The 17,418-nt window shown below is 62.1% G+C and carries 12 protein-coding genes, 1 tRNA gene and 1 pseudogene; 4 read left to right on the top strand and 10 right to left on the bottom strand.

Annotated elements, in window-relative coordinates; genetic code table 11:
• Positions 1 to 187 precede the first annotated feature (187 nt).
• From ACQ4WL_RS24435 to ACQ4WL_RS24395, 9 genes and pseudogenes are all read right to left on the bottom strand, one after another.
• The gene (locus tag ACQ4WL_RS24435; protein ID WP_436512058.1) at positions 188 to 673 is read right to left on the bottom strand and encodes an arsinothricin resistance N-acetyltransferase ArsN1 family B; all 486 of its coding nucleotides are present in this window, start codon (positions 671 to 673) and stop codon (positions 188 to 190) included.
• Positions 674 to 776: 103 nt separating this feature from the next.
• The gene (locus ACQ4WL_RS24430) at positions 777 to 1,430 is read right to left on the bottom strand and encodes an NADPH-dependent FMN reductase (RefSeq protein ID WP_436512057.1); all 654 of its coding nucleotides are present in this window, start codon (positions 1,428 to 1,430) and stop codon (positions 777 to 779) included.
• Positions 1,431 to 1,468: 38 nt separating this feature from the next.
• On the bottom strand, positions 1,469 to 1,969 hold the full coding sequence (locus tag ACQ4WL_RS24425) for an arsenate reductase ArsC (protein ID WP_436512056.1): 501 nt from the start codon (positions 1,967 to 1,969) through the stop codon (positions 1,469 to 1,471).
• A gap of 58 nt (positions 1,970 to 2,027) precedes the next feature.
• Positions 2,028 to 2,352: pseudogene (locus tag ACQ4WL_RS24420) on the bottom strand (ArsR/SmtB family transcription factor).
• Positions 2,353 to 2,823: 471 nt separating this feature from the next.
• Positions 2,824 to 2,913: transfer RNA gene (locus ACQ4WL_RS24415), tRNA-Ser, on the bottom strand.
• Positions 2,914 to 3,030: 117 nt separating this feature from the next.
• Positions 3,031 to 5,076, bottom strand: coding sequence for a putative bifunctional diguanylate cyclase/phosphodiesterase (locus ACQ4WL_RS24410; protein ID WP_436512055.1), 2,046 nt, complete (start codon positions 5,074 to 5,076; stop codon positions 3,031 to 3,033).
• Position 5,077: 1 nt separating this feature from the next.
• Positions 5,078 to 6,202, bottom strand: a complete 1,125-nt coding sequence (locus tag ACQ4WL_RS24405) for an EAL and HDOD domain-containing protein (RefSeq protein ID WP_436512054.1) — start codon at positions 6,200 to 6,202, stop codon at positions 5,078 to 5,080.
• Positions 6,203 to 6,465: 263 nt separating this feature from the next.
• Positions 6,466 to 7,095: a response regulator transcription factor gene (locus tag ACQ4WL_RS24400; protein ID WP_436512053.1), complete on the bottom strand. Its 630-nt coding sequence runs from the start codon at positions 7,093 to 7,095 to the stop codon at positions 6,466 to 6,468.
• Between the two features lie 13 nt (positions 7,096 to 7,108).
• Positions 7,109 to 8,479: a cache domain-containing protein gene (locus ACQ4WL_RS24395; RefSeq protein WP_436512052.1), complete on the bottom strand. Its 1,371-nt coding sequence runs from the start codon at positions 8,477 to 8,479 to the stop codon at positions 7,109 to 7,111.
• A 245-nt stretch (positions 8,480 to 8,724) separates the two neighbouring features.
• On the opposite strand from ACQ4WL_RS24395, the gene ACQ4WL_RS24390 reads away from it, so the two are divergent.
• The 4 genes from ACQ4WL_RS24390 (at position 8,725) to ACQ4WL_RS24375 (ending at position 16,286) form a co-directional block, all read left to right on the top strand.
• Complete coding sequence (locus ACQ4WL_RS24390; protein WP_436512051.1) at positions 8,725 to 10,785, top strand: carbon starvation CstA family protein; 2,061 nt, start codon at positions 8,725 to 8,727, stop codon at positions 10,783 to 10,785.
• Entirely contained in the window at positions 10,785 to 10,985 is a 201-nt protein-coding gene (locus ACQ4WL_RS24385) for a YbdD/YjiX family protein (protein WP_010396213.1), read from the top strand. The genes ACQ4WL_RS24390 and ACQ4WL_RS24385 overlap by 1 nt, the downstream gene beginning before the upstream one ends.
• A gap of 275 nt (positions 10,986 to 11,260) precedes the next feature.
• Positions 11,261 to 14,125: a hybrid sensor histidine kinase/response regulator gene (locus ACQ4WL_RS24380; RefSeq protein ID WP_436512050.1), complete on the top strand. Its 2,865-nt coding sequence runs from the start codon at positions 11,261 to 11,263 to the stop codon at positions 14,123 to 14,125.
• Between the two features lies 1 nt (position 14,126).
• On the top strand, positions 14,127 to 16,286 hold the full coding sequence (locus ACQ4WL_RS24375; protein ID WP_436512049.1) for a putative bifunctional diguanylate cyclase/phosphodiesterase: 2,160 nt from the start codon (positions 14,127 to 14,129) through the stop codon (positions 16,284 to 16,286).
• On the opposite strand, the gene ACQ4WL_RS24370 is transcribed toward ACQ4WL_RS24375, so the two are convergent.
• Complete coding sequence (locus ACQ4WL_RS24370) at positions 16,255 to 17,388, bottom strand: esterase-like activity of phytase family protein (protein WP_436512048.1); 1,134 nt, start codon at positions 17,386 to 17,388, stop codon at positions 16,255 to 16,257. The two genes, ACQ4WL_RS24375 and ACQ4WL_RS24370, sit on opposite strands and share 32 nt — an antisense overlap.
• Positions 17,389 to 17,418: the final 30 nt, after the last annotated feature.

Here is a 17,418-nt window from a genome sequence, read left to right as displayed (position 1 = left end):
TCGGCCTGGGACAACGTAGAGTTCTTGATTTCTTCGCGGATCAGGTGAGTTGTCCGGGCGCGGCTATGCAGGGCTTGAGTCATGAGAAGGCTGCTGATTGAGGTTGTCCAACAGTGTGCGCAAAACGTGTCTGGCTTTGAATAGCGGCCAGCTACGGTGGGGTACATAATCACACGACTCTAGACAACTACGCAAGCTGCAGCTCCCAATATCCCACATCAATCCATTGATCAAATTTACGGCCGACCCGCTTGAACATGGCCACCTTCTCGAATCCCAGGCGTTCATGCAAAGCGACGCTGGCGTCGTTGGGCTGTGCGATACCGCCGATAACCACCTGCAGCTTTCGCTGACGTAAATCATCGATTAGCGTGCTGTAAAGCTGCCGGCCCACTCCCTGCCCCATACACTCATGCGCCACGTACACCGTCGATTCGACCGAAAAACGATAGGCGCTGCGGGCACGCCAGGGCGTTGCGTAGGCATAGCCGACTATCTCTCCGTCGCGTTCAAAGACGTACCACGGCAGCTGCGCACCGACAGAGGCGATACGCTGGGCCATCTCATCGATGCCGACTACGTGCTCTTCAAACGTGATGGTGGAGCTGCTGACGTAATGGTTGTAGATCGTGGCGATCACGGCGGCGTCGGCGATAGTGGCAAGTCGAATCATCAGGGGGATCCAAATAGACGTGAAGTGACAGGAAATGGCGCGACCGCAAGCTGCACATAGCACCTTCAAATGGTATTTTAGCAATCATTTATCCACATGCGCCTCACGGCGCATTGCGCTGGGAAGGATCGCGCAGGAAAGCCGGCGAAAGCCCTGCTCCTCCAGAGCGCGCGCGCTCCCGTCCGGCGGCCTCGGCCCACCATGTCAACTGGGAAAGTGTGCGCTCGATATAAGAAACCCAGCGCGTACTATCGACTTCGGGCGCAAAGCTGCCATCGACAGCGAAAACAGTGTGTGCGGCCGGAACGTGGACCATGGCCGAGACCGGCAAACAACCCAGCTCTGATAGAAAAGCGCGCATGCCCACCGCCGCCCGCACGCCCCCCCACTGCCCAGCCGAGTAAGTCACGATAGCACTGGGCTTGAAGGCAAACAGGGAACTGCCAAAGTGGTTCAGCAGATGCGCCAGTGCCGGACTCATTGAATGATTGTATTCAGGGCTAACCATCACATACCCGTCGGCGCAGGCAATCTCACTGGCCAAGTGCTCCAACGGCAGGGGCGCATGCCCTTTAGCATAGGAAAAGTGCGGCTTGAACACGTCACCCAGGTCGTAATCCAATGGGTCGATGAGTACCACCTCATGGCCATTGCGGCCGCATTGCGCCGCGCAAGCCCTGGCGACACGCTCGCCCAGACGCACCGGCTGAGGCGGCGTGCTGGCGCGTATCGACCCGAGAAACACCAAAATTTTCATGCTATCCTTTCCATCCAAGACCTCGGCTGCGTCATTCATCAGACGGCGGTTTGTCCGATGGCTTTGATCTCATGCTGAATCGCGTTTTTTTCCAGCATGTGCAACGGCAGGCTGACGAAGACGTTCATCCGGGTCATGATCTGCCGGAATACCTTATGGAATACAGCGCGCTTTTCCTCGTCGGTGCCGGTAGCTGCAGCTGGATCTTCGAACCCCCAGTGTGCAGAGAGCGGATGACCAGGCCAGTATGGGCAGACCTCGCCAGCGGCGTTGTCGCACACAGTAATGATGAAATCCATATGCGGTGCGTCTGCAGTTCCAAATTCATCCCAACTCTTGCTACGCAGCTTTTCAAGTGGATAGCCGGTCGCTTCAATTTGCTCGATGGCGAATGGGTTCACACTGCCACCCGGATGGCTGCCAGCTGAAAAGCCGCGAAAGCGGCCCTTGCCCATAGTAGAGACCAACGCCTCGGCCATCACGCTACGGGCTGAGTTGCCGGTACAGAGGAACAACACGTTGTACACTTTTTCGGTCATGACGACTCCTTCAATTACTGCGGTGGAGGGGATTGCGATTCGATTTGTACGTTTGGATTCATATGGCGTCACAGGTTGCGCCTTGCGAAGTAGTGCAAGGCGCACCGCCGCAGCAGTCATCGGTCAAAAATCCGATCAGGGTATTCATCTTGTCAATATCCGCTGCGTAGATGACAAAGCGTCCATCCTGGTGCGGTACGATCAGATCCGCGTGCACCAGTTCCTTTCAGTGAAATGACAGGGACGATGGCGGGATACCGATATGTTCGGCAATCTTCGTTGCCGCCATCCCTAGTGATCCAGCCTGGACAAGCAGGCGAAAGCTGGCCAGACGCGATTCTTGCGCCAGTGCCTAAGGCAGCAATAACTTTTTTGGTTTCCATATATGCCCAAAGTCAATTCCATAATTCCATAATAATCGAATTATGAAATAAAAGTAAACCTGTTTATGCCATGCCTTACCCTAAGTAGAGCCGGCGGGACTAACGATTTGGCCTAACATTGCGCGCATGGCCGTGCTTGATGCCGACCTGTTCGAATGACATGCCGTGAGCACAGAATTGAACCGTGGCGCCGCTGGCCGGCACCAAATGAGTACGCGAGAGTACGCGAGGGTCAGGTTGCCATTCAGACACGGACTGATAAGTTGAGCGCTGTGAAAGCTGGCTCAGTCGAAAAGCTAACTGGAGCCACGAACGTGCGCCCACGGCGCGCGCAGCGGCAGCAGGGGGAGGATTCGGGGCGGGCTGGGCCGGTAGGCCCAGCCCTTCGAATCTCACACGCAGGGCGCGCAGGCGCCCTGCTCGCTTCCGCCAGGCAATAAAAAACCGCCCGAAGGCGGTTTCTTTATTTTCTGGCGGAAGCGGTGAGATTCGAACTCACGAACAGTGTAACCCGTCGCTAGTTTTCAAGACTAGTGCCTTCAACCACTCGGCCACGCTTCCTGATGGCAGCATTATACATAAAGGTCAGTGGCTTACCAATGGCTAGTACTGTCGTGGTCTTATTTTCCCAGCGGCCGGGGCCGGGGCTATATCTGCGCAGACACCAAAGCAGAAGCCTTACAGCCCCCAGTTTTCCCGCAACGCCTTCTCGAACTCCACCGCTGGCAACGGGCGCGAGAACAGATAGCCCTGCACTTCGTCGCAGCCGGAGCTCTTCAAAAACTCCAGTTGCTCCGCTGTTTCCACGCCCTCCGCGATCACTTTATGGTGCAGCTGCTGGGCGATGCTGATGATGGTGCTGGCGATGGCGCAGTCGCTGGCGTCGGTGGGGATGCCGGTGGTAAACGATCGGTCGATCTTTAATGTGTCGATGGGGAAACGCTTGAGGTAGGACAAGCTTGAGTAGCCGGTGCCGAAGTCGTCCAGCGACAGGGCCACGCCCAGCGCCGTGATGCGGTCCATGATGCCGATGACCCTCTCGATGTTGTGCATCAGGGTGCTTTCCGTGATTTCCAGCTCAAGCCAAGCCGCTTCGAGGCCGTAGCGGGCCAGGGTGGCCGCCACCCTGGTGGGCAGGGCCGAGGTGAATTCGCGCGCGGAAACGTTGACGGCCAGACGGATTGGAGGCAGGCCGGCCAGTTTCCACGCCTGCGCCTGGGCGCAAGCCGCTTCCAGCACCCATTCGCCCACCTGCACCACCAGGCCCGTCGATTCGGCCAGGGGGATGAATTCGGCGGGCGGGATCATGCCGTGCTGCGGGTGATGCCAGCGCACCAGGGCTTCGGCGCCGATGATGCGGCCGCTGCCCAAGGCGTATTTCGGCTGGTAGTGCAGCAGCAATTGCTGTTCCGATAATGCCTGGCGCAAGCCTGTTTCCAGGCGCATGCGCGCCTGCATGCCCAAGTTCATGTCGTGGCTGTAGAAGGCCACGCTTTCCGCTTCGCCGCCGCTGTCCTGCTTGGCGCGGTACATGGCGATGTCAGCCAGGCGCAGCAAGGTTTCCGCGTCCTGCCCGTCTTGCGGGTAGACGCTGATGCCGATGCTGGCGCCCACGCGCAAGTCGTGGCCTTCGATCAGGAACGGTTGCATCAGGGAAGCGAGCAGCTTTTGCGCCACCATGCTGGCCTCGAAATGCTGGCCGATGTCGAACAGGCCAACGGCGAACTCGTCGCCGCCCAGGCGCGCCACCAGGTCCTGGTCGCGCAATACCTTGCGGAAACGCAGCGAGACTTGCCGCAGCAATTCGTCGCCAATGCGCCGGCCCAGGGTATCGTTGATCAGCTTAAAACGGTTCAGGTCGATGAACAGCACGCAACCGAGCATCTTGCTGCGCTGGGCCACGGAGAGGGCCTGGTCGACCAGCTTGGCCAGCAAGGTGCGGTTGGGCAGGCTGGTCAGCGGGTCGTAATACGCCAGGTGGTGCAGGCGCTCTTCGGCCAGCTTGCGTTCCGTGATGTCCGTCAGGTAGGCGATGAGTCCGATGGGCTTGTCGTCCATGTCCTGCAGCGGCGACAAGGACAGGCTGGCCCAGAAGACCTCGCCTGACTTCTTTCGGCGGCGCACCTCCATCAGGCGCCCTCCCTGTTCCAGGAAGGCGTCGTGGAAAGCCGTGTCTTCATCGTCGTACAGGAACAGGATGTTGCGCCCCACGGCTTCCACCGAAGTGTAGCCGAACAGGCGCTCGGCGCCCTTGTTCCAACTGGTGATGTAACCCGTCAAGTCCATCGTCAGCACGGATTCGTGCAACTGGTCGAGGATTTGCGTCTGCCGCGCCAGCAAGGCTTCGACTTGCGCAAAAGCATGGGTCGAGCGTTGCGCCAGCGAATGCACCTGCAGCACACCGGCCGTCAGCGATGCCAGGCTGGCCAGGTGGCGGCGGTCGGCGTCACTGTACAGGCTGCGTCCCGCCACGCTGTAATGGCCGAAGCAGTGGCCGTCGAAACTGATTTCCTGCAGCAAGGCGGGCGTATCGCGTGGAAAAAGCGCGGGCGCCTCAGCGGCATCCATGCTGGCCGCAGGCAGGAACTGGCCATGCGGGCTGGCCATCACGGCGCTGGCGATACGGCCCAGCTCAGCGACCAGCGCGGGACCACGCAAACGCACGACGGCATCGCACAGGGCGGCGCTGTTACCGAGGAAATCCGACACCGGCAGCAAGGTCATGCTACAGGTTCCGGCTGACCTGGATAGCCCATTGGTAGGCCTGCAGCAGGCTGCGCCAATAGGTTTCTCCATCGATGCCGGCGCGGCGCAAGCCATCAAGCGGCGGCGTGGCGCTTTCGACCAGTGCCAGCAAGATGCCCAGCTCGCCATTGCGCTCCAGCAAGGCGGCGCTGACTTCCGGCGCCAGGTTCAGGGTGGCGATAATGTCCGGCATGGGCATGCCCAGCAGGACGTCGAGCAGCGAAAACACGCCCGCCATGAAGGCCAGGTCTTGCGCGTCGCGGTCGCCGCCGCGCAGCTGGCACAGCGCTTCCATCTGCGCCGCGCGCACGGCCGCCAGCGGCAGCAGCGCATGGATCTTGCCATCGTCTTGTTGGCGCGCATACAGCAGCAGTTGCAGCCAGCGCTGCAGCTGGCGTCGGCCCAGCAAGGTGATGGCCTGGCTGAAGCTGGCAATCGGCGCCGTGAAACCGAAGGCGGCTGAGTTGACCAGTTTCAATAAATGATAGCTGAGCGATGGGTCTTGCTTGAGCGGCACTTCCAGCTCGTGCGCATCGGCATCGCGGGCCAGCAGGCCCAGTAGCGCCAGCAGGCGCCGGCGCGAGGTGGCGTCTTCCGGCTCGCTTTGCTGGCGCGCATGGTGCAGGGCGTAATCGCCGGCAAACCAGCTCACGCCGATTTCTTGCAATGCGGCAAGCTGCCCCGCGTCGACGATGTTGTAGGCCAGGTGCGGCCCCGGCAAGGGCAGCAGCTGATGCAGGGCCGGGCGTGCGCCCGCCGCGTCAAAACTCAGCGCGCGCGCTTCGACCTGCGCCGCCATCACGGGACCGGCATCGGCGCCATCGAGAAGGATGCGATAGCCGGCGTCGCGCCATTGCTGGCATTTTTTCTGGATTTGCTTGTCACCGGCAAGCTGGGCCGGCAAACGGAAGATGGTGCGTTGCGGCACCAGTTGCGCCAGCACGGCCTCGTCCACGCCATGCGGGTCGGCCAGGGGAATGATGCAGTCGAGCGGCGCCAGGAAGGCATACGCATCGGCGGCGGCCAGCGCCGCCAGCAGCGGTGCCGTCGAGGCCTGCGGTACATGCAGGGTGACAGCGACCCACTCGTTATGAGCATTGGCCACTGCTTGTAATCCCACCAACGGAAACAGGTTTGATTCAGACGCTGACATCGGTATCTCAGTGTGGGTAGGGCGCCATAGTAAATAAACTGACCTGCATTGGCAACCCTGGCCCGACAGGGATGCCCTCGACAGCGAGAATCATTCTATCCGAATCTAACCCACGAAACAGTTTAATTTTGGCAATAAATATTCAAAAAAAACATTCCCCCGGGAGACCCGCCTGTCATGCGGGTTTGATAAGCCCGCCGTGATGCCAGCATGGTTCAGGCGCTGCCGCCATGCGCATGCTCGACCGCATATTTGATCAATTCGGCCTGCCCTTCGATACCCAGCTTGCGCTTGATGTTGAGCCGGTGCGTCTCCACCGTGCGCACGCTCAGGTCCAGGTCGCGGGCGATCTGCTTGTTCGACTGACCCGCCGCGATGTGCTGCAGCACTTGCTGCTCGCGCGAGGTGAGGAAGGAATCGTGCACTTGCGGGCGTGACAATTGCCGCGCCAGGGCCGCACTGTAATAAATGCCGCCTGACATCACCGTCTCGATGGCAAAGACGATATCTTTCCCTGGGGCATCTTTGAGCACATAGCCGCGCGCACCGGCGGCGATGGCTTGCGACACATATTCCAGCTTGTCGTGCATGGACAGGATCAGCACGGCAATCTGCGGAAACGCCTGCTTGAACAGCGCCGTCGCTTCGATGCCGTTGATGCCGCGCATATTGATATCCATCAACACGAGGTCCACCTGGTGGAGGCGCGCCTGGGCCAGCGCCTCGTCGGCGCCGCCCGCCTCTGCCACCACGTCGAAATGCGCTACCGCCTCCAGGCGCGCGCGCAAGCCGTCGCGCACGAGGGGATGGTCGTCCACCAGCAGGATGTTGATCTTCTCGGTCATGTCTGTGTATCTATCAGTGTGTAGGTGGAAGGCCGAGCCGCGCCAGCACCAGGGTGCCGGTCGGCGAAGAAGTGATGTGCAGGCTGCCGCCGATGGCTTCCATGCGTTCCGTCATGTTGCGCAAGCCGATGCCGCGCTGCGGGTGCAGGGCGATGCCGTCGAAATCGAAGCCGCCGCCATTGTCGCCGATGCGCAATTCCACCGCCTTGCCCGCCTCGTGCAGGCTCACTTCCACGCCGCTGGCGTGGGCATGGCGCTCGCAATTGGTCAGCGCTTCCTGGGCAATGCGGAACAACACGGTATTGACCATGTCGGGCAAGCCTTCGCCCGCCGCCGCCGGGCTGGCCGTGAAGCTGGCTTGCGCGCTGCTGCTGTCATTGAATTCATGCACCAGGTGGTCGAGCGCGGCGGCCAGGCCCAGGTCGTCGAGAATGGCCGGGCGCAGGTTGTGCGAAATGCGCCGCACCTCGCCCAGCACCTTGTTCAGCTGCTCGGCGGCCCGTTCGAACGTGGCGGGCGCCTTGTCTTTCTGTTCAGCATTGCCGGCCAGGCGCGCGATGCCGGCCTCGATCTGCAGCTTGATGGAGACCAGCCACTGGCTGATGCCGTCATGCAAATCGCGCGACAGCCGCGCCCGCTCTTCCTCCTGCGACTCGACCACCCGCTGCGCCAGCACTTTCAGCTTGGCGTCGGCGACGCGCAATTCGCGCAGGTTCAGCACCAGGCCACAGGCGGCCACCAGCAGGGAGCCGAGGATGGCGATGGCGGCGATCAGTTCCATGGTCGAGCGGATATTGCGCGACTGCTGGGCATCGACCTTGGCCAGCGCCTGGTCCACGTCATCCATATAAATACCGGTGCCCATCATCCAGCCCCATTCCGGCATCAATATCACATAGCCGAGCTTGGGCGCGGACTTGTTGGTCGACGGCTTGATCCAGTTGTAGCGCTCGAAGCCGCCGCCGCTCTTGGCCCGCTGCATCAGGCGCTGGATGGTCAGATTGCCGTCCGCGTCGCGCAACTCCCACAAATTCTGTCCCACCAATTCGGGCTGGCGCGGATGCATCAGCGACTTGCCCTGCAAATCATAGATGAAGAAATAGCCATCGTCGCCGTAGCTGAGGGCGGACAGGATGCGCTTGGCTTCCTCTTGCGTGGCGGCATCCTTGCGGCCCGAGCCATATAACGAGGCGATGGAATGGCTGGCCAGGGTCACGTAATGCTTGAGTTCGGCTTCCTTGCTGGCCAGATACGCCTGCTGGATGGTGGCGCGCTGCTGCTCGGCCAGGGTGATGGCCTGGTGCCGCACGGCAAACGCGATAGCGCACAGGGCGAGGATGAGCGGCGTGATGGCCAGGAAGATGACTTTCTGTCTGAGTTTCATGGCCTTGCGTGCTCCGGCGGCGTCGATGCTGGTGGGAATGCGTGATTTTACGTCGCGGCGTCGCGATAGCCCTGCGTAGTAATACTGAGCGTTACTGCGTAGTCGTGCGCTTGCGGCAATTATACGATTCCTGAATACTTGCCATACGCTGCAAATACACCAAAAGTAACATCAAACTGGCGACGACCAGGACCGGCAGCACACATCATCGCACGGCACAACGCCCGTCAATCTCTGGAGGAAGCATGAACCGCATTTTCAAACAGCTCGGCTGGGCAGCGCTTGCGCTGGCCGGCGCCGGGTCCCTGGGCGTCGTCGCCCTGCAACGTGGCGAACCGATCAGCGCCATCTGGATCGTCATCGCCGCCGTCTGCGTCTATCTGATCGCCTACCGTTTCTACAGCCTGTTCATCGCCGACAAGGTGCTGGGCCTGGATCCTCGCCGCATGACGCCCGCCTTCAAGCACAACGATGGCCTCGACCATGTGCCGACGAATAAATATGTGCTGTTCGGCCACCATTTCGCGGCGATTGCCGGCGCTGGCCCCCTGGTCGGCCCCGTGCTGGCCGCGCAGATGGGCTATTTGCCCGGCATGCTGTGGATTTTGGCGGGCGTCGTGTTTGCCGGCGCCGTGCAGGATTTCATTGTGCTGTTCATTTCCATGCGCCGCGACGGCCGCTCGCTGGGCGACCTGATCAAGGCTGAACTGGGCGAAATTCCCGGCATGATTGCGCTCTTGGGCTGCTTCATGATCATGGTCATCATTCTGGCCGTACTGGCCCTGATCGTCGTCAAGGCGCTGACCGGTTCGCCATGGGGCAGCTTCACCGTGATGGCGACGATTCCCATCGCCCTGTTCATGGGAGTGTACTCGCGCTTCATCCGCGTCGGCCGCATCGGCGAAATCTCCATCATCGGTTTTGTCTTGCTGATGCTGGCCATCATCGGCGGCCAATATGTACAGGAACACGCCGTACTGGGCCCGATGTTCACCTTCACGGGCACGGAACTGACGTGGATGCTGATCGGCTACGGCTTCATCGCCTCGGTGCTGCCCGTGTGGCTGCTGCTGGCGCCGCGCGACTACCTGTCGACTTTCCTGAAAATCGGCACGATACTGGGCCTGGCCATCGGCATCATCGTCGTCGCGCCATACCTGAAAATGCCGGCCATGACCAAGTTCATCGACGGCTCCGGCCCGGTCTGGTCGGGCAATCTGTTCCCATTCCTCTTCATCACCATTGCCTGCGGCGCCGTCTCCGGCTTCCACGCGCTGATTTCCTCGGGTACCACGCCGAAGATGATTGAAAACGAAAGCCACGCCCGCTTCATCGGCTATGGCGCCATGCTGATGGAATCGTTCGTTGCCATCATGGCCCTGGTAGCCGCCTCGACCATCGAGCCAGGCATCTATTTCGCCATGAACAGCCCGGCCGCCCTGATCGGCACCACGGCCGAGTCCGCCGCACAGGCGATCTCGCAGTGGGGCTTCTATGTCACGCCGGAAATGCTGACGCAGACGGCCAAGGACGTTGGCGAGCACAGCATCATCTCGCGCGCGGGCGGCGCACCGACCCTGGCGGTCGGCATGGCGCAGATTCTCTCCGGCGCCATCGGCGGCAAGGCCATGATGGCTTTCTGGTACCACTTCGCGATCCTGTTCGAAGCGCTGTTCATCCTGACGGCCGTCGATGCGGGCACGCGTGCGGGCCGCTTCATGCTGCAAGACTTGCTGGGCAGCTTCGTGCCAGCGCTGAAACAGACAGAAAACGTCATCGCCAACCTGCTGGCCACGGGCCTGTGCGTGGCGGCCTGGGGTTACTTCCTGTACCAGGGCGTGGTCGATCCGCTGGGCGGCATCAACACCCTGTGGCCGCTGTTCGGCATCGCCAACCAGATGCTGGCAGCGATCGCGCTGATCCTCGGCACCTGCGTGCTGTTCAAGATGAAAAAAGGCCAGTATGCGTGGGTCACCATCACGCCGACCATCTGGCTGCTGCTGTGCACCCTGACGGCAGGCTGGCAAAAGATCTTCGACGCCAACCCGCGCGTGGGTTTCCTGGCGCACGCCAAGAAATACTCGGCGGCGCTCGATGAAGGCACCTTGCTGGCGCCGGCCAAGTCGGTGGCGCAGATGCAGCAGATCATCTTCAACGACTACCTGGACGCCGGCCTGGCCGCCTTCTTCGTCATCGTCGTGATCAGCGTGCTGTTCTTCGGCATCCGCACCGTCATGAAGGCGCGCGCCGACAGCAAGCCTAGCACCAAGGAAACGCCGTTCCAGGCCATGCCCACGGTGCAATGATGATCGATGAAATCATCAAGGCTGGACGGTATCTGGGGCAAAGCATGCGGCTCATGTGCGGCTTGCCCGAGTACGACACCTATGTAGCGCACCGGGAAGTGACCCATCCCGGCGAGCCGATGATGACGTATGAAGAGTTCTTCCGCGAACGCCAGGAAGCCCGCTATGGCGGCGCCGGCAAGCGTGGTGGGTGTTGTTAATACCGGGCCAGCACCGGGGTCATACCCGCCGGGTCTGACCCCAGCCTTTCATGGGTTTACCCCTATAAGCCCCAACAGCAAAAACTGAGGTCAGTCCCTGCGGGATCGACATTTGCCCCATTGGGGCACATGTCCCCGCCGGGTCTGCCCCCAATAGTTCCCCTCCCCTCTCCTCCCTTAGACCCACATCAATATCTGGGTGTGTCTTCGCGTCTATATTTTTCCAATAGGAATTAAATAACAGTCAAGGGATAGCCCGGAGAAGCGCCGCCACCATGTTCAATTTCCAACGCTCCAGCATCAGCCAGAAACTGACCATGATTTCGGTGCTGTCGTCGGGCTGCGCGCTGCTGCTGGTATTCGTGGCGTTCGCGCTGACGTCCGTGCTCAGCCACAAGAACGATGAAAGCAGGCAACTGCTATCGCTGGCGGGCGTGATCGGTGCGGCCAGCGCGGTGCCTTTGCTGGCGGGCAAGCCTGCCCAGGCACAGGCGGAGCAGGTGCTGGCATCGCTGGCCGCGCGCGACGAGATCGCCCAGGCGGCCCTGTTCGACCGGGGCGGGCGCCTGTTCGCCCTGTACCGCGCGCCGCAGCACGCGGACGGCGTGGCTACGCCGGAAGACATGGACCCGGCCTTGCTGGCCGATATGGCCGTGCAGCCCGTCACGCAAGGCGCGGGCACGACCCTGGCGCCCGCCATGCGTTTGTACCGTCCCGTCTACCGGCCAGGCGAGGCGCAACAGATCATCGGCGCCGTGCTGATCGAAGCGGACCTGAACCATATGTGGCGCGACATCGGCCGCCACGTCGGCGCCATCGGCGGCGCCACCGTGCTGTCCTTCCTGGTAGCCGTGTTCCTCGCGCGGCGTTTCAAGAGCGTGATCGCCGAACCGATCACCAAGCTGATTGATACGGCGCAAAAAGTGTCGAGCAGCCAGACCTACAGCCACCGCATCGCGCACCAGCGCAGCGACGAGCTGGGCGTGCTGATCGACAGTTTCAACGACATGCTGGCGCAGATCGACAGCCGCGACAGCACCCTGGCCAATTACCGCGACCAGCTCGAGCGCCAGGTGGGCGTGCGCACGGCGCAGTTGGAAAAGGCCAAGGACGCGGCCGAGGCGGCCAGCCAGGCGAAGAGCGCCTTCCTCGCCACCATGAGCCATGAAATCCGCACGCCCATGAATGGCGTGCTGGGCATGACGGAACTGCTGCTGGCCAGCCCTTTGAGCCCGCAGCAGCGCCACTACACGAGCATGGTGCAGCGCTCGGGGCAGAATTTGCTGGTGATCATCAACGACATCCTCGACTTTTCCAAGATCGAGGCGGGCAAGCTGAGCGTGGAATACATCCGCTTCAATTTCCGCGAATTGCTCGACGATATAGAACACGTGTTCGCGCCGCAGGCGGAAGCAAAAAACATCAGCCTGGAATTCGATATCGCCTATGACATTCCCATCGCCATCTGCGGCGACCCGAACCGTTTGCGCCAGATCATCGTCAATCTGCTGGGCAATGCCATCAAGTTCACGGAAACGGGCAAAGTCACCGTCAAAGTGGCCGTGTGCAGCGAAGATACGCCCAGCGTGGGCTTGCGCTTCGAGGTGCACGATACGGGCATCGGCGTATCAAACGAGGCGCAGAGCCGCATCTTCGAATCGTTCTCGCAGGCCGATGGCTCGACCACGCGCAAGCACGGCGGCACAGGCCTGGGACTGACGATCTCGAAACAGCTGGTGGAGCTGATGGGCGGCACTATCGGCGTTGATAATGCTTTAACGCAAGGATCGATCTTCTGGTTCGAAGTAAATTTCGATAAGCGGCGCGTCGACAGCGACGACCCGTCCTTCAACCTGAAAACCACGCGAGGGTTACGCGCCTTGATCGTCGACCACACACCCGCCACGCGCGCCGTACTGGAACGGCAGCTTGCCAGCTGGCACATCGTCAGCGACAGCGCCGGCACGGCCAGCGACTGCCTGGGCAAGCTGCGCGCAGCCGCGCAGGCGGGCACGCCGTATGCCGTGGCCCTGCTCGACATGGAATTGCCGCGCACCAGCGGGCTGGCCCTGGCCGCCAATATCAAGAGCGACCCGCTGCTGGCCGACCTCAAGCTTCTGCTGCTGAGCACGGAGCAGGCGGCGGCCGACCCCGTGCAGCGGCGCGAGGCGGGCGTGGCCTTCCAGCTGATCAAGCCGGCACGCGAATGCGACCTGTTGGACTGCATCGTCACGCCGCCGCGCGCCAGCGAGGGCATGCGCATCCATCCGCCACACACGGCGCGGCAGGTGGGCCGGCGCCAGCGCCGCCGCGTGCTGCTGGCCGAGGACAATCCCGTCAACGTGGAAGTGGCGCTGGCCATGCTCGACAGCCTGGGCCTGGACGTGGTGTGCGCGCGCAACGGCGAAGAAGCATTGCAAGCGGCGCAGGCCGAGGAGTTCGATTTGATACTGATGGACTGCCAGATGCCCGTGATGGATGGCTTTGCCGCCACAGCGGAAATCCGCCGCCATGAACAGCAGTGCGGCCACGCGCGCGTGCTGCCCATCGTTGCCATCACGGCCAATGCGCTGCAGGGCGACCGCGAAGCATGCCTGGCGGCCGGCATGGACGATTACCTGAGTAAACCTTTTACGCAGCAAGACCTGGGCCACACGATAGCGCGCTGGATCACCCTGCCGCGCGCGGCCACCGTGCACCACAGCGAGGCGCCGCCGGAGCCGCAAACGCGGCAGGAAGCGCCCCCCGAGGTGCAGCTGCCCGTGTCCGCCCCCCCGTCAGCGGGCCAGCCACTGAACCGGCAGGCGCTGGAAAACATCCGCGCCCTGTCGCGCGCCGATGGCGATGCGCTGCTCGAGCGGGTCATCCTCGCTTTTACCAGCGAGACGCCGCGCCAATTGATCGCCATGCGCGTAGCGATTGCCGGCACGGATGCGGAAGCGCTGCGCAAGGTGGCCCACAGTCTCAAGTCGGGCAGCGCCAACGTGGGCGCCGATGGCCTGGCGCAGCTATGCAAGGAAATGGAAAAACTGGGCCGCGCCGGCAGTACCGAGGGCGCGACTATCCTGCTGCAGCAGATGCAGCAAGCCTTCCTGGCCGTACGCGAATCGCTGAGCGCCATCCTCGTGAAGGAACACTGACATGACAGCACCCCTCCCTCCCTCACGCGGCCTGGTGCTGGTCGCCGACGACGATCCCGTGATGCGCCTGCTGATGCGGCAAATGCTCACGCAGGTGGGCCTGGACGTGATCGAGGCGGAGGACGGCGTGCAGGCCTTGGCCAGCTACAAGCACAGCGGGCCGGACCTGGTCATGCTCGACGTCGACATGCCGGCCCTGGACGGCTTTGCCGTATGCCGCGAAATCCGCCTCCAGGAAGTGGGCGGCACCGTGCCCATCATCATGGTCACCGGCGACGACGAGCTGGAAGCGGTCACGCATGCCTACGAGGTGGGCGCCACGGATTTCATTTCCAAGCCCATCAACTGGCCCATCCTGGGCCACCGCGCGCTGTACGTGCTGCGCGCCAGCGATGCCATCGCCCGCCTGCGCATCGCCGACGCGCACAACCGCGCCGTGCTGGCAGCCATCCCCGACACCTTCTTTCGCCTGAACCGCGAGGGCTTTTATCTCGACTATGAACAGGGGCACGACGCCAGCGCGGGCTTTTCCATCAGCGACTGCGTGGGCAGCCATATCGGCGACGTGCTGCCACCCGAAATCGCCGCGCGCCTGCTGGACAAGGCGCACGCCGTGCTGGCCACGCAGCACATCGGCTCGGTCGACTACACGCTCACGCACGACACCAGCACGCGCCATTTCGAAGCGCGCCTGGTGGCAACCGGGACCGACGAGGTACTGGGCCTGGTACGCGACATCAGCGAGCGCAAGCGCACGGAAGAGCAGATCCGCCGCCTCGCCTACTGCGACAGCCTGACGGGCATCCCCAACCGGCAAGCCTTCCTGGAAACCCTGGAACGCGAACTGGTGCGCTCCAAAGAGCACGACAAGAAATTCGCCGTGCTGTTCATGGACCTCGATGCCTTCAAGCGCATCAACGACACCCTGGGCCACGACGTGGGCGACCACCTGCTCAAGGTGGTGTCCGGGCGCCTGCGCGAAACCATACGCCCCAGCGACCTGGTGCTGCGCGCCGAACACGAGTTTGAAGCCACCTCCGGCGGTAACAACCTGGCGCGCCTGGGCGGCGACGAATTCACGATTTTGATTCCCGACCTGGAGCGGGTGGAAGATGCGCTCAACGTGGCGCACCGCGTCAAGGAGGCCATGCGGCGGCCCTTCATGATCGAGGGGCACGAGATTTTCGTCACGGCCAGCATCGGCATTTCGCTGTATCCGGAAGATGGCGAGGACTGCAATTCGCTATTGAAATATGCGGACACGGCCATGTACCACGCGAAGAACTGCGGCAAGAACAACGCCAAGCTGTACAGTTCATCGCTGACGATGGAAATCATGAGCCACGTCAAAATGGAAGTGGGGCTACGCAAGGCCTTGCAAAACAACGAGCTGTATTTGCTGTACCAGCCGCAGATCGACGTGCCCAGCACGCAGATCGTGGGCGTGGAAGCGCTGGTGCGCTGGCGCCATCCCGAACGGGGCATCATTTCTCCCACGGAATTCATCCCGCTGGCCGAAGAGACGGGGCTGATCGTGCCCATCGGCGAATGGGTGCTGCGCACGGCCTGCAACCAGGCCAAGGCGTGGCAAAGCGATGGCGGACGCGCCATCCGCATGGCCGTGAACCTGTCGGCGAAGCAATTCAAGGATGAAAACCTGATGCAGATCGTGCTCTCGGCCCTGGCCGACACGGGCCTGGACGCGCGCCTGCTGGAGCTGGAATTGACGGAGGGAACGTTGATGGACGATGCGCGCGCCACCATGGTGACCCTGGAGCAATTGCGCGGCATCGGCGTGTACCTGTCGATCGACGACTTCGGCACGGGCTATTCTTCAATGAATTACCTGAAACGCTTCGACGTGCGGGCCTTGAAGATCGACAAGAGTTTTATCGCCGGCTTGCCGCAGGATACGGAAAACGCTGCCATCACGCGCGCCATCATCGCCATGGCACATGGCTTGAAAATGGTGGTGGTAGCCGAGGGCGTGGAGACGGACGAGCAATTGCTGATGCTGGAAGAATACGGCTGCGACATGGCGCAAGGCTATTTCCTGGGCCACCCGTCGCCGCACGACACGATCACGGCCATGCTGGCCAGGCAGTCCGACCGGCTGGCCAGCCTGGAAACTAGAGCACTTCGAAGGCAAGGATTTGCGTGACTTGCTGCGGATTAAAATTATCGTCGGAAATCATCACCAGGCTGCGGCGGCCGCTTTCCAGGCGCGGGCCCCAGCTGATGCCTTCGATATTGTCGACTCTTTCAAGACCGATCTTTTCCAGGTCCAGCAGCAGTCGCTTGCGCGCCGGCACATAGGCCGCGCCCGCCAAGGCCGCGATGGACTGGATATCGGTGGCGCCATCCGTTTCCATCGCGTAGATGCGCACATGGTTCGTATACACGCCATCGGCGTATTCCACGCCGGCCCGCTCCACCACCAACAGTTGATGGTCATTCACGGCAAGGATTTCCGACACGCCATTATCCGCTTCGCGTCCCGGCGCGGGCCGTGACGCCACGGGCTCGATCGCATACGCGTACTGGCCCAGCACGGTGCCGGCGCGGTCCAGGCGCGTGATGCGCACCACAGAACCAATCTCGGGCGTGGCCAGCGGGCCATCCTGGTACAGGGCCGCTTCCATGCCCAGCCACAGGCTCTTGCCATCCGACGAGAAAGACAGTGCCTCGAAGCTCATGTTGTTGCGCGAGCCAATTTCTTCCTGCGAGACCTTGAACATCGCGGGCGTGGGCAAGGTGGCCAGGTAGTGGCCGCCGCTATCGGCGTGGCGCACAAACGGATGCAGACCCACCTTGCGGTTGCCTTCGCTGCCATACCACAGGCTGCCGTCCTGCGGATCGACGCGGATGGTCTCGATGTCGGGCACCTGGTCGCCACGATCGAGCCTGGCATGCGCCAGGTTCGGATAGCGGCTGCCGTCGGGCTGCGTGAAGAAATGCACGCTGCTCAGGCTCACGCGCGTAAACGCCTTGCTGTCGTAGGCCAAGGTGGCGCGGTAGAAACGGGCCGGGTTGATTGCCGAGCGGTCATCGCTTTCCATCACCCAGCTGTTGCTGGCCGCATCATAGTCGATGCCGGACAGGCCACCCACCGTGGTGCCTTCGAACGCGTGTTTGAGCGCGATGCGCTGTTCGCCGATCAGACGCAGGCCCGTGACCGGCGCGTCGTGGGGGAAGCTGGCGCAGGCGGAGAGGAGGATGGCGGAAGACGCAAGGACGAGCGCGGTGCGGAACAATGGAAGCATGATCGGTATCAAATAAGTCGGCAGGGCGTG

It is taken from the genome of Janthinobacterium kochi, from assembly GCF_051380715.1.
GTDB lineage: Bacteria > Pseudomonadota > Gammaproteobacteria > Burkholderiales > Burkholderiaceae_D > Janthinobacterium.
Note: the sequence above shows the minus strand (reverse complement) of the source record. Positions and strands in the feature narration are given on the sequence as shown.